The 14,171-nt window shown below is 50.1% G+C and carries 6 protein-coding genes and 3 pseudogenes; 8 read left to right on the forward strand and 1 reads right to left on the reverse strand.

Annotated features, from left to right (window positions below):
• Positions 1–20 precede the first annotated feature (20 nt).
• Genes ptrA through recD form a run of 3 tightly spaced genes read left to right on the forward strand, consistent with a single transcriptional unit; the run spans position 21 to position 8,270 of the window.
• A complete protein-coding gene (gene ptrA / locus BFF42_RS02785; RefSeq protein ID WP_001138214.1) occupies positions 21–2,909 on the forward strand; it encodes a pitrilysin in 2,889 nt (962 codons plus the stop codon).
• On the forward strand, positions 2,902–6,444 hold the full coding sequence (gene recB / locus BFF42_RS02790; RefSeq protein WP_012421567.1) for an exodeoxyribonuclease V subunit beta: 3,543 nt from the start codon (positions 2,902–2,904) through the stop codon (positions 6,442–6,444). The genes ptrA and recB overlap by 8 nt, the downstream gene beginning before the upstream one ends.
• On the forward strand, positions 6,444–8,270 hold the full coding sequence (gene recD, locus BFF42_RS02795; protein WP_000775955.1) for an exodeoxyribonuclease V subunit alpha: 1,827 nt from the start codon (positions 6,444–6,446) through the stop codon (positions 8,268–8,270). Before recB ends, recD begins: the two co-directional genes overlap by 1 nt.
• Positions 8,271–8,331: 61 nt before the next feature.
• Here recD and argA read toward each other — a convergent pair whose 3' ends face one another.
• Entirely contained in the window at positions 8,332–9,663 is a 1,332-nt protein-coding gene (gene argA, locus BFF42_RS02800; RefSeq protein ID WP_000237971.1) for an amino-acid N-acetyltransferase, read from the reverse strand.
• A 230-nt stretch (positions 9,664–9,893) separates the two neighbouring features.
• Here argA and amiC point away from each other — a divergent pair, with 230 nt between their 5' ends.
• The 5 genes and pseudogenes from amiC to BFF42_RS02825 all read left to right on the forward strand — a co-directional run.
• Positions 9,894–11,147 carry an N-acetylmuramoyl-L-alanine amidase AmiC gene (gene amiC / locus BFF42_RS02805; protein ID WP_000016907.1) on the forward strand — a complete coding sequence of 418 codons (1,254 nt, stop codon included), beginning with the start codon at positions 9,894–9,896 and terminating at the stop codon, positions 11,145–11,147.
• 257 nt (positions 11,148–11,404) lie between these two features.
• Positions 11,405–12,230: pseudogene (locus BFF42_RS02810) on the forward strand (PRD domain-containing protein).
• 31 nt (positions 12,231–12,261) lie between these two features.
• Positions 12,262–13,841, forward strand: a pseudogene (locus BFF42_RS02815) (PTS transporter subunit EIIC).
• Positions 13,841–14,065, forward strand: a pseudogene (locus BFF42_RS02820) (hypothetical protein); the annotation flags it as partial. The pseudogenes BFF42_RS02815 and BFF42_RS02820, both read left to right, overlap by 1 nt.
• A 40-nt stretch (positions 14,066–14,105) precedes the next feature.
• On the forward strand, positions 14,106–14,171 hold a 66-nt coding region (locus BFF42_RS02825; protein WP_129927876.1), incomplete at its 3' end, for an IS1 family transposase.

The following is a 14,171-nucleotide window of genomic DNA, read 5'->3' on the forward strand; positions in this document are numbered from 1 at the left end:
GTTGATTATGAGGTCCGTGAATGCCCCGCAGCACTTGGTTCAAAGCATTATTGTTGTTAGTTGCCCTTTGGGCACCCTTAAGTCAGGCAGAAACGGGATGGCAGCCGATTCAGGAAACCATCCGTAAAAGTGATAAAGATAACCGCCAGTATCAGGCTATACGTCTGGATAACGGTATGGTGGTCTTGCTGGTTTCTGATCCGCAGGCAGTTAAATCGCTCTCGGCGCTGGTGGTGCCCGTTGGGTCGCTGGAAGATCCCGAGGCGTACCAGGGGCTGGCACATTACCTTGAACATATGAGTCTGATGGGGTCGAAAAAGTACCCGCAGGCTGACAGTCTGGCCGAATATCTCAAAATGCACGGCGGTAGTCACAATGCCAGCACTGCGCCGTATCGCACGGCTTTCTATCTGGAAGTTGAGAACGACGCCTTGCCTGGTGCGGTAGACCGCCTGGCCGATGCTATTGCTGAACCTTTGCTCGACAAGAAATATGCCGAACGTGAGCGTAATGCGGTGAACGCTGAATTAACCATGGCGCGTACGCGTGACGGGATGCGCATGGCACAGGTCAGCGCAGAAACCATTAACCCGGCACACCCCGGTTCAAAGTTTTCTGGTGGTAACCTCGAAACTTTAAGCGATAAACCTGGTAATCCGGTGCAGCAGGCGCTGAAAGATTTCCACGAGAAGTACTATTCCGCCAATCTGATGAAGGCGGTTATTTACAGCAATAAACCGCTGCCGGAGTTGGCAAAAATGGCGGCGGACACCTTTGGTCGCGTGCCGAACAAAGAGAGCAAAAAACCGGAAATCACCGTGCCGGTAGTCACCGACGCGCAAAAGGGCATTATCATTCATTACGTCCCGGCACTGCCGCGTAAAGTTCTGCGCGTTGAGTTTCGCATCGATAACAACTCAGCGAAGTTCCGTAGTAAAACGGATGAATTGATTACCTATCTGATTGGTAATCGCAGCCCAGGTACACTTTCCGACTGGCTGCAAAAGCAGGGATTAGTTGAGGGCATTAGCGCCAACTCCGATCCTATCGTCAACGGCAACAGCGGCGTATTAGCGATCTCTGCGTCTTTAACCGATAAAGGCCTGGCTAATCGCGATCAGGTTGTGGCGGCAATTTTTAGCTATCTCAATCTGTTACGTGAAAAAGGCATTGATAAACAATACTTCGATGAACTGGCGAATGTGCTGGATATCGACTTCCGTTATCCGTCGATCACCCGTGATATGGATTACGTCGAATGGCTGGCAGATACCATGATTCGCGTTCCGGTTGAGCATACGCTGGATGCAGTCAATATTGCCGATCGGTACGATGCTAAAGCAGTAAAAGAACGTCTGGCGATGATGACGCCGCAGAATGCGCGTATCTGGTATATCAGCCCGAAAGAGCCGCACAATAAAACGGCTTATTTTGTCGATGCGCCGTATCAGGTCGATAAAATCAGCGAACAAACTTTCGCTGACTGGCAGCAAAAAGCTGCCAATATTGCGCTCTCCTTACCGGAGCTTAACCCCTATATTCCTGACGATTTCTCGCTGATTAAGTCAGAGAAGAAATATGACCATCCAGAGCTGATTGTTGATGAGTCGAATCTGCGCGTGGTGTATGCGCCAAGCCGTTATTTTTCCAGCGAACCCAAAGCTGATGTCAGCCTGATTTTGCGTAATCCGAAAGCCATGGACAGCGCCCGCAATCAGGTGATGTTTGCGCTCAATGATTATCTCGCAGGGCTGGCGCTTGATCAGTTAAGCAACCAGGCGTCGGTTGGTGGCATAAGTTTTTCCACCAACGCTAACAACGGCCTTATGGTTAATGCTAATGGTTACACCCAGCGTCTGCCGCAGCTGTTCCAGGCATTGCTCGAGGGGTACTTTAGCTATACCGCTACGGAAGATCAGCTTGAGCAGGCGAAGTCTTGGTATAACCAGATGATGGATTCCGCAGAAAAGGGTAAAGCGTTTGAGCAGGCGATTATGCCCGCGCAGATGCTCTCGCAAGTGCCGTACTTCTCGCGAGATGAACGGCGTAAAATTTTGCCCTCCATTACGTTGAAAGAGGTGCTGGCCTATCGCGACGCCTTAAAATCAGGGGCTCGACCAGAGTTTATGGTTATCGGCAACATGACCGAGGCCCAGGCAACAACGCAGGCACGCGATGTGCAAAAACAGTTGGGCGCTGATGGTTCAGAGTGGTGTCGAAACAAAGATGTAGTGGTCGATAAAAAACAATCCGTCATCTTTGAAAAAGCCGGTAACAGCACCGACTCCGCACTGGCAGCGGTATTTGTACCGACTGGCTACGATGAATACACCAGCTCAGCCTATAGCTCTCTGTTGGGGCAGATCGTACAGCCGTGGTTCTACAATCAGTTGCGTACCGAAGAACAATTGGGCTATGCCGTGTTTGCGTTTCCAATGAGCGTGGGGCGTCAGTGGGGCATGGGCTTCCTTTTGCAAAGCAATGATAAACAGCCTTCATTCTTGTGGGAGCGTTACAAGGCGTTTTTCCCAACCGCAGAGGCAAAATTGCGAGCGATGAAGCCAGATGAGTTTGCGCAAATCCAGCAGGCGGTAATTACCCAGATGCTGCAGGCACCGCAAACGCTCGGCGAAGAAGCATCGAAGTTAAGTAAAGATTTCGATCGCGGCAATATGCGCTTCGATTCGCGTGATAAAATCGTGGCCCAGATAAAACTGCTGACGCCGCAAAAACTTGCTGATTTCTTCCATCAGGCGGTGGTCGAGCCGCAAGGCATGGCTATTCTGTCGCAGATTTCCGGCAGCCAGAACGGGAAAGCCGAATATGTACACCCTGAAGGCTGGAAAGTGTGGGAGAACGTCAGCGCGTTGCAGCAAACAATGCCCCTGATGAGTGAAAAGAATGAGTGATGTCGCCGAGACACTAGATCCTTTGCGCTTGCCCTTACAGGGTGAGCGCCTGATTGAAGCCTCTGCCGGCACAGGCAAAACCTTTACGATTGCGGCGCTCTATTTGCGCCTGTTACTTGGACTAGGCGGTTCCGCCGCCTTTCCCCGCCCGCTGACCGTTGAAGAACTGCTGGTGGTCACCTTTACCGAGGCTGCCACGGCAGAATTGCGTGGTCGTATCCGTAGCAATATCCATGAGTTGCGCATCGCCTGTCTGCGTGAAACTACCGACAATCCACTGTACGAACGTCTGCTGGAAGAGATCGACGATAAAGCGCAAGCCGCGCAGTGGTTGTTGTTAGCCGAACGGCAGATGGATGAAGCGGCAGTCTTTACTATTCACGGTTTTTGCCAGCGCATGCTCAACCTGAATGCCTTTGAATCCGGCATGCTGTTTGAGCAGCAGCTGATTGAAGATGAGTCTCTGCTACGTTACCAGGCCTGCGCCGATTTCTGGCGTCGCCACTGCTACCCGCTGCCGCGTGAAATAGCCCAGGTCGTCTTTGAAACCTGGAAAGGGCCGCAGGCGTTGCTGCGCGATATTAATCGTTATCTGCAAGGCGAAGCGCCGGTTATCAAAGCACCGCCGCCCGATGATGAAACGCTGGCTTCCCGCCACGCGCAAATTGTGGCGCGTATTGCTACGGTAAAACAGCAGTGGCGCGACGCAGTGGGTGAACTGGATGCGCTGATCGAATCTTCTGGTATTGATCGACGCAAGTTTAACCGTAGCAATCAGGCTAAATGGATCGACAAGATCAGCGCCTGGGCAGAAGAAGAGACCAACAGTTATCAGTTGCCGGAGTCGCTGGAAAAATTCTCCCAGCGTTTCTTAGAAGATCGCACGAAAGCCGGGGGGGAAACCCCGCGACATCCACTGTTTGAGGCGATCGATCAACTGCTTGCAGAACCATTGTCGATCCGCGATCTGGTGATCACCCGCGCATTGGCTGAGATCCGCGAAACAGTAGCGCGTGAAAAACGCCGCCGTGGCGAATTGGGTTTTGATGACATGTTAAGTCGGCTCGATTCCGCGCTGCGTAGCGAAAGCGGTGAGGTGTTGGCAGCGGCGATCCGTACGCGATTCCCGGTGGCAATGATCGATGAATTTCAGGATACCGACCCCCAGCAGTACCGAATTTTTCGCCGTATCTGGCACCATCAGCCGGAAACCGCATTGTTGCTGATTGGCGACCCGAAGCAGGCCATATATGCATTCCGGGGTGCGGATATCTTCACTTATATGAAGGCGCGTAGTGAAGTTCACGCCCACTACACTTTAGACACCAACTGGCGCTCCGCACCTGGAATGGTGAACAGTGTGAACAAGCTTTTCAGCCAGACTGATGACGCGTTCATGTTTCGCGAAATACCGTTTATTCCAGTGAAATCAGCCGGGAAAAATCAGGCGTTACGTTTTGTATTTAAAGGTGAAACGCAGCCTGCGATGAAAATGTGGCTGATGGAAGGCGAAAGCTGCGGCGTTGGCGACTATCAAAGTACCATGGCGCAGGTATGTGCTGCGCAAATCCGCGACTGGCTACAAGCCGGACAGCGGGGCGAAGCGTTGCTGATGAACGGCGACGACGCGCGTCCGGTGCGTGCTTCGGACATCAGTGTGCTGGTGCGCAGCCGCCAGGAGGCCGCCCAGGTGCGCGATGCCTTAACGTTGCTGGAAATCCCTTCCGTTTACCTTTCGAACCGCGACAGTGTTTTTGAAACTCTGGAAGCGCAGGAAATGCTTTGGTTATTGCAGGCGGTGATGACGCCCGAACGTGAGAACACCCTGCGTAGTGCGCTGGCAACGTCAATGATGGGGCTGAACGCGCTGGATATCGAAACGCTGAATAATGACGAACATGCGTGGGATGCGGTAGTTGAAGAGTTCGATGGTTATCGGCAAATCTGGCGCAAACGTGGCGTTATGCCGATGCTGCGGGCGCTGATGTCGGCGCGTAACATTGCAGAAAACTTGCTGGCAACGGCAGGCGGTGAGCGGCGTCTTACCGATATCTTGCATATCAGCGAACTGCTACAAGAAGCCGGAACGCAGCTGGAAAGTGAACATGCGCTGGTACGCTGGTTATCGCAACATATCCTCGAGCCAGACAGTAATGCCTCCAGCCAACAAATGCGCCTCGAAAGTGATAAACATCTGGTGCAGATTGTCACGATCCATAAATCGAAAGGGCTGGAATATCCGCTGGTCTGGTTGCCATTTATTACCAATTTCCGCGTCCAGGATCAGGCGTTTTATCACGATCGCCACTCGTTTGAGGCAGTTTTGGATCTTAATGCTGCGCCAAAAAGCGTCGACCTCGCGGAGGTCGAACGTCTGGCGGAAGATCTGCGTTTGCTTTACGTGGCGCTAACGCGTTCGGTTTGGCATTGCAGTCTCGGCGTTGCACCGCTGGTGCGCCGTCGTGGCGATAAAAAAGGTGACACCGACGTCCACCAAAGTGCGCTCGGGCGTTTGCTGCAAAAAGGGGAACCGCAAGATGCGGCAGGGCTTCGCACCTGTATTGAAGCGTTATGCGATGATGATATTGCCTGGCAAACGGCACAAACTGGTGATAACCAGCCCTGGCAGGTTAATGATGCTTTAACTGCAGAACTGAATGCGAGGACACTACAACGATTGCCCGGCGATAACTGGCGTGTCACCAGCTACTCCGGCTTGCAGCAGCGTGGTCACGGTATCGCTCAGGATCTGATGCCACGGCTGGATGTTGATGCCGCAGGCGTGGTCAGCGTCGTTGAAGAACCGACGTTAACACCGCATCAGTTCCCGCGCGGTGCGTCACCGGGGACATTCTTGCACAGTTTGTTTGAAGACCTCGATTTTACCCAGCCGGTTGACCCGAACTGGGTACAGGAAAAACTGGAACTCGGCGGCTTTGAATCGCAGTGGGAACCGATGTTGACCGAGTGGATCACGGCTGTCCTCCAGGCACCTCTCAATGAAAAGGGTGTTAGCCTGAGTCAGCTTTCCGACCGCGATAAACAGGTGGAGATGGAGTTTTACCTGCCGATTAGCGAACCGCTCATCGCCAGCCAGCTTGATGCACTAATTCGCCAGTTTGACCCGCTATCCGCTGGCTGCCCGCCGCTGGAGTTCATGCAGGTACGCGGCATGTTAAAAGGCTTTATCGACCTAGTATTCCGCCACGAAGGGCGTTATTACCTGCTCGACTATAAATCCAACTGGCTGGGTGAAGACAGTTCGGTTTACACCCAACAGGCTATGGCAGCAGCGATGCAGGCACACCGCTATGATCTGCAATATCAGCTTTATACCCTGGCGCTGCATCGTTATCTGCGCCATCGCATTGCTGATTACGACTATGATCGTCACTTTGGCGGCGTTATCTATCTGTTCCTGCGTGGCGTTGATAAAGAACATCCGCAACAAGGGATTTACACAACCCGACCCAACGCCGGGTTGATTGCCCTGATGGATGAGATGTTTGCCGGTATGACCCTGGAGGAGGCGTAATGAAATTGCAAAAGCAATTACTGGAAGCTGTGGAGCACAAACAGCTACGCCCGCTGGATGTGCAATTTGCCCTGACCGTGGCGGGAGATGAACATCCTGCCGTCACCCTCGCGGCGGCACTGTTAAGTCATGATGCCGGAGAGGGACACGTCTGTTTGCCGCTTTCACGACTGGAAAATAACGAGGCGTCGCATCCGCTGTTGGCGACCTGTGTCAGTGAAATCGGTGAGCTACAAAATTGGGAAGAATGCTTGCTGGCTTCTCAAGCGGTCAGCAGGGGAGATGAACCCACGCCGATGATCCTCTGTGGCGATCGTCTTTATTTGAATCGCATGTGGTGTAACGAGCGGACGGTAGCGCGCTTCTTCAATGAGGTGAATCATGCCATTGAGGTTGATGAAGCTCTACTGGCGCAAACCCTGGACAAACTTTTTCCAGTAAGCGATGAAATTAACTGGCAAAAAGTTGCAGCGGCAGTGGCGCTGACGCGGCGGATCTCGGTGATTTCCGGCGGCCCAGGCACCGGTAAAACGACCACCGTGGCGAAGTTGCTGGCAGCGTTAATTCAAATGGCCGACGGCGAACGCTGCCGTATCCGTCTGGCTGCACCAACGGGTAAAGCTGCCGCGCGCTTAACCGAATCTCTCGGCAAGGCTTTGCGACAGTTACCGCTGACCGATGAACAAAAGAAACGCATTCCGGAAGATGCCAGCACTTTGCACCGATTGCTGGGCGCGCAGCCGGGTAGCCAGCGTTTACGTCATCATGCCGGTAACCCGCTGCATCTTGATGTGCTGGTGGTAGATGAAGCGTCAATGATCGATCTGCCTATGATGTCGAGACTGATCGACGCCTTGCCCGATCATGCGCGAGTGATCTTTCTCGGCGATCGTGATCAACTGGCCTCGGTTGAGGCTGGGGCTGTGCTGGGCGATATCTGCGCTTATGCCAACGCGGGCTTTACCGCCGAGCGTGCCAGGCAGCTAAGCCGCCTGACGGGGACTCACGTTCCGGCAGGAACCGGCACAGAAGCGGCATCTTTGCGCGACAGTCTCTGCCTGCTGCAAAAAAGCTATCGTTTCGGCAGCGATTCTGGCATTGGTCAGTTAGCTGCGGCGATCAACCGTGGTGATAAAACGGCAGTGAAAACCGTTTTTCAGCAGGATTTTACTGATATCGAAAAACGACTTTTACAGAGCGGCGAAGATTATATTGCGATGCTTGAGGAAGCTCTTGCGGGTTATGGACGTTATCTGGATCTGCTGCAAGCGCGTGCCGAGCCGGATTTAATCATTCAGGCGTTCAATGAGTACCAACTTTTGTGCGCCCTGCGGGAAGGGCCGTTTGGCGTGGCTGGACTGAATGAGCGAATTGAGCAGTTTATGCAACAGAAGCGCAAAATTCATCGTCATCCGCACTCTCGTTGGTACGAAGGTCGACCGGTGATGATTGCCCGTAATGACAGCGCGCTTGGGTTGTTTAATGGCGATATCGGTATTGCACTGGATCGCGGGCAGGGGACGCGCGTCTGGTTTGCGATGCCGGACGGCAATATTAAGTCTGTGCAACCGAGTCGCTTGCCAGAGCACGAAACTACGTGGGCGATGACGGTACATAAATCGCAGGGATCGGAGTTCGACCATGCGGCGTTGATTTTACCGAGCCAACGCACGCCGGTAGTAACGCGAGAGCTGGTATACACCGCGGTGACCCGCGCGCGTCGCCGTCTGTCGCTGTATGCCGATGAGCGTATATTAAGTGCGGCAATCGCCACTCGTACTGAGCGGCGCAGTGGTCTGGCGGCGTTGTTTAGTTCGCGGGAATAAACGTAATTGCCGGATGCGACGCACGAGTGTTACGCATGTCGCATCCGACAATTTTCATCGCTTACCCTAAATCCGCCATCAACACTTTGGATTTACGCTGGTAGTTGTACAACTGCTTTTTGCTCTCGGGCAGTAAATCAATATCCACCGGGGTAAATCCACGTTCCTGGAACCAGTGAATACTGCGCGTGGTCAGCACAAACAATTTGCTTAAGCCGCTCTGCTTCGCCTGAGCGGCAATGCGTTCCAGCAGAACCTCGCCCCGTGATGAACTGCGGTAATCCGGGTGAACTGCCACACAGGCCATTTCCCCAATCTTCTCTTCCGGGAACGGATAGAGCGCGGCGCAGGCAATAGTCGTGTTATCGCGCTGAATAATGGTGAATTTGTCGATTTCCATCTCCAGCTGCTCGCGAGAACGGCGCACCAGAATACCTTGCTGCTCCAGCGGGCGAATCAACTCCAGAATACCGCCAATATCGTTGATTGTTGCGCGACGAATCTGCTCGGCGCTTTCCATCACAATCTGCGTACCGATACCGTCGCGTGAGAACAACTCTTGCAACAGCGCGCCATCTTCCTGATAACTGATTAAATGACAGCGACGCACGCCGCTGCGGCAGGCTTTCACTGCGCCACGCAAAAAGCGCACCGTACCGGAGTTGTAATCGCCTTTCTCTTCCTGGGCTTCTACCCGCGCTTGCGCTTCGTTAGGGAAAAGTTCTGAGACAATATCACCGTCGTCATTAGTGACGCCCTGTGAAGAGCAAAAACCAATCATCTTCTCAGCTTTCAGTTTGATGGCCAGTTGAGTGGCAATCTCTTCCGAGGTCAGATTAAAGCTCTCGCCAGTGACTGAAACAGCGACCGGCCCCATTAGCACTATTGCACCGCTGTCCAGTTGACGATGGATCGCGTCTTCATCAATCCGCCGGATACGCCCGCTATGGCAGTAATCCACGCCGTCATCGACGCCCAGCGGCTGGGCAATAATAAAATTGCCACTGACGACGTTGATATGCGCGCCCTGTAGCGGCGTGTTATTGAGACTCATCGACAGGCGAGCAGTGATGTCCAGTTGCAATGTTCCCGCAGCCTGCTTCACCAGTTCCAGTGTTTTGGCGTCGGTCACACGTATATTCTTGTGATACAGCGGTTCGTGGTGATGCACGGCCAGATTTGCGTCGATCTGCGGACGTGCGCCATAGACCACCACCAGACGGATGCCGAGGCTGTGCAACAACCCGATATCATTAACGATACTGGAGAAATTCTCATGCTCAATGGCTTCACCGCCGAGCATGATGACAAACGTTTTTCCCCGGTGGGTATTGATATAGGGAACCGAATGGCGGAATCCCTCGACCAGCTCGGTTTTACGTTCCTTTACCACGGCACACCCCTTTGCATGATTATTCTAAATTAGTGTATTTTTATTCTGTTTTTCGCAGGGTGCAAGTGTAAATTTTATGCGAGAGCGACTTTTTTATCAGTAATGCCGTGAATATAAAAAGAATGTTTACCGTTTATTAGATGACAGATTATGCGTCTTTCGCTAAAGTTTCCGGTCAAATTAGTCGTTTACTTGTTACACAGCTTAGATTTCTTTTGCTCGGGAGAGGCATGTCAGGATCCAACACTGCAATCAGCCGTCGTCGTTTACTGCAAGGCGCGGGTGCCATGTGGCTATTGAGCGTAAGTCAGGTCAGTCTGGCTGCGGTCAGCCAGGTCGTGGCGGTGCGCGTCTGGCCTGCGTCCAGCTACACCCGTGTGACGGTAGAATCAAATCGTCAGCTGAAATATAAGCAGTTCGCGTTGAGTAACCCTGAACGCGTGGTGGTGGATATCGAAGATGTAAACCTGAACTCGGTACTCAAGGGGATGGCGGCACAAATTCGTGCAGACGACCCGTTCATCAAGTCGGCGCGCGTCGGGCAATTTGACCCGCAGACCGTACGGATGGTTTTTGAATTAAAGCAAAACGTAAAACCGCAGCTGTTTGCCCTTGCGCCGGTCGCCGGGTTTAAAGAGCGTCTGGTGATGGACCTCTATCCGGCCAATGCACAGGATATGCAGGACCCGCTGCTGGCGCTGCTGGAGGATTACAACAAAGGCGACCTCGAAAAGCAGGTGCCGCCAGCACAAAGTGGTCCACAACCGGGTAAAGCAGGGCGCGATCGTCCTATTGTTATTATGCTTGACCCTGGCCACGGCGGCGAAGACTCCGGTGCGGTGGGGAAATACAAAACGCGCGAAAAAGACGTGGTATTGCAAATAGCTCGCCGTCTGCGCTCTCTGATCGAGAAAGAGGGCAATATGAAGGTGTACATGACGCGCAATGAAGACATCTTCATTCCGTTGCAAGTGCGCGTAGCAAAAGCCCAAAAACAGCGTGCTGACCTGTTTGTCTCTATCCATGCCGACGCCTTTACCAGTCGTCAGCCGAGCGGTTCCTCTGTGTTTGCGCTCTCAACCAAAGGTGCAACCAGTACTGCGGCAAAATATCTGGCACAAACCCAGAACGCCTCGGACTTGATTGGTGGCGTGAGCAAAAGCGGTGACCGCTATGTCGACCACACCATGTTCGATATGGTGCAGTCGCTGACCATTGCCGACAGCCTGAAGTTTGGTAAAGCGGTACTGAATAAGCTCGGTAAAATCAACAAGCTGCATAAAAATCAAGTTGAACAGGCCGGGTTTGCCGTACTAAAGGCACCAGATATTCCCTCCATTCTGGTCGAAACGGCGTTTATCAGTAACGTTGAGGAAGAGCGTAAACTGAAAACGGCGACTTTCCAGCAGGAAGTTGCGGAGTCTATTCTTGCGGGGATTAAAGCGTATTTTGCCGATGGGGCGACGCTGGCGAGAAGGGGATGATGTTTTTAATTTATTCAATGAATTTATGTTTCATTGAATAAATATTATTTACATAAATGTTGAACGATGGTTTTGTGACTGCTGTCGAATATTTGAATATCGGCTTAAAAAATAAGTCTGTCATCTCTTTTATTAAGCACAATTCCGTGTAAAGTATACGCATTAGTTAATTATCTTGTAACTGTTAAATCAGCAAGGCAATGTTTGAAGTAATTATTACTTCTGACATGCCTTGCTTTTTTTTTGGGAGCCATGGAATGATCATCGAAAAAGTCATGAACAATAATTGTGTACAGGCATCGGTGAACGGACAGGAGGTTATCATTTCTGGGCCTGGCGTTGGTTACAATAAAAAATATGGTATGTCGGTCCCTGAGCATCCTGCAAACCGGATTTTTTATGTCAGAAATGAGCAAAAAAATAAACTCTACAAATTGATTGAGCATGTGGGTATTGAGTATATTTTTGTTGCCGAAAAGATAGTGCATTATGCGGAGAGTAATCTCGAAAAAAAACTCAATCCATCGCTACTACTGATTCTTGCTGATCACATTTCGAATGCAATATCCCGAGTCGTCTCAGGCATACAAATTAATAATGTTTTCCTTGAGGAAATCAAAGCGTTGTACAAAGCAGAGTATGCAATAAGTCGTGATGCATTAACAATCATTAATGAGCAATTTAGCGTTCAACTACCGGATGATGAGATTGGTTTTATAGCATTGCATATTTTAAATAATTATGAAAATTCAGTTGATTATGAATCAGTAAGGATTATTGAGCTGTCTCAAAAAATCACGGAGCTTATTGAAGTTGTTTATAACAGAAGGGTGGACAGAAGTTCATTTAACTACTCCAGATTTATGATGCACCTTAAATATTTTTCTAGTCGTGTGTTATGTAATGAAAAAAATAAAACAGAAAAATATTGGTGATATCTATGAGCAGTTTCTTGAAAAAGATTTTCAGTTACAACGTGCCATTCATGAAATTGAAAGATATCTGTACGCAACTTTTAAATATGATTTGATTCTGGAAGAGAAACTATATCTTTCTATTCGCATCAAAGTATTAATGGACTAATTATACATAACATTTTCATGAGATAACCAGTATGAAACAAAAGAAATCCTGGAGTTTTTTTCAGAGCCTGGGAAGGCATTTATGTATCCCATCGCTCTGTTAAGTGTATGTGGTATGATGTTAGGGCTGGGAAGTGGTTTAGCCAGCGATGATATGGCAAAATTCATTCCAGTGTTGGCTATTCCGTTAATTAAAACCATACTTGATTTTATTGTTAGCCTTGGTTTGTTTGCCTTCGTTAATTTACCTGTATTGTTTGCGATAGCTATACCTTTGGGATTATTAAAAGAGAAAGATGATAAAGCCTATGGCGCTTTTTCTGGCTTAATTGGCTTTATGGCGATGCATCTTGGAACGAACTTTTATCTTAAACAGCACGACTTATTGGTAGCTGCTGACCAAATGTCGACACATGGGCAAACCATCATACTCGGGATCCAGTCCTACAATACCAGCGTGTTGGGTGGGATTGTGGCAGGGTTATTAGTCGCCAGCATGTATAAAAAGATCGTTAACTTACGTATTCCTGAATCATTAGGGTTTTATAGTGGCCCACGCCTTGTGCCTATCATTACACTGATTGTGATGAGTGGATTTGGTCTGATCATTCCTTTTATCTGGCCGCCATTTTTCAATCTTTTCATGCTCATTGGTCACTGGATTTCAACTTCCGGTCCTGTTGGTTATTTCTTCTATGCTGTTGCCGAACGCGTGACGATACCTTTTGGCTTAAATCACTTGGTGACATCAGTTTTCCGCTTTACCCCAATCGGCGGATCGGCAGTGATTGGCGGTGAAGAGTATTACGGCACCCTGAACATGTTTATGGCATACGTCAAAGAGAATGCGGTCATTCCGCTGGATTTGGCGGGGAAAATGGAGCAGGGCAAACTGATGATTCAGTATGGTCTGGCTGGCGCCGCGCTGGCGATGTATCGCACTGCTCATGCTCAAAACAGAAGGGCTATCAAAGCATTGCTGATTTCCGGTGTGCTCACGGTAATTATTGGCGGCGTCAGCGAGCCGATTGAATTTCTGTTCTTATTTGTCAGCCCGCTGTTGTTTGTCTTCCATGCCTTTATGAATGGATTGGCTAACATGGTTCTGCCATATATGGGCGTGAAGATGGGCTTTACTGGCGATCTGATTCAATTTATTAGCTTTGGTGTCTTACGTGGCACAAGAACGGGATGGCCATTAGCGGTATGTGTTGAAGTGGCTTATTTCTTCATTTATTACTTTGTGTTCCGTTGGACCATTCTCAAATTTAACCTGATGACTGTAGGCCGTGAAGAGTCCAGTCCTGTCACGCTGAACGCTCACGAAGAAACTGCAATAGCTAACATCCCAGTTCATGATAAATCAGAGTTGCAGGCAGCGGAGCAAATGGTTAAGGCTCTGGGTGGTAAAGAAAATATTAAATCACTGGATAATTGTGTAACTCGTTTGCGTTTAACTATCGCGGATATGGGATTGATAGATGAGGCTGCAATAAAAAGGGCCGGAGGAATTGCGGTTGTGAAACTTGATCAAAATACCTTACAAGTCATTATCGGTACAAAAGTCATCGCCCTACGTCGGGATATGGATAATTACATGGGGATATGTTGATGGATATTTTTAATACCTCAATTTCTCGTAAAGGAACATATTGCACACAATGGGACTTTTGTGAAGACAGATTTGGTGTAAAAGATGTATTACCATTCTCTATTTCAGATATGGATCTTCCGATACCGGAAGCTATCATCAGAACATTAAAAAAACGTCTGGAACACCCGATTTTAGGGTACAGTCGTTGGCAGCATGATGACTATCTGGGTAATGCTGCCAACTTACTGATTTAGTGTATGATGGTGATTTTAAGGTGCTTGCGTGGCTTCCATTTCCATCAGATGTCCTTCCTGCTCCGCTACTGAAGGCGTGGTGCGTAACGGCAAA

Source organism: Shigella sp. FC1661 (assembly GCF_001712525.1).
Lineage (GTDB): Bacteria > Pseudomonadota > Gammaproteobacteria > Enterobacterales > Enterobacteriaceae > Escherichia > Escherichia coli.

Coding starts and splice junctions, on each gene's coding strand:
- ptrA (WP_001138214.1), top strand. CDS start 21: ATGCCCCGCAGCACTTGGTTCAAAGCATTATTGTTGTTAGTTGCCCTT.
- recD (WP_000775955.1), top strand. CDS start 6,444: ATGAAATTGCAAAAGCAATTACTGGAAGCTGTGGAGCACAAACAGCTA.
- recB (WP_012421567.1), top strand. CDS start 2,902: ATGAGTGATGTCGCCGAGACACTAGATCCTTTGCGCTTGCCCTTACAG.
- amiC (WP_000016907.1), top strand. CDS start 9,894: ATGTCAGGATCCAACACTGCAATCAGCCGTCGTCGTTTACTGCAAGGC.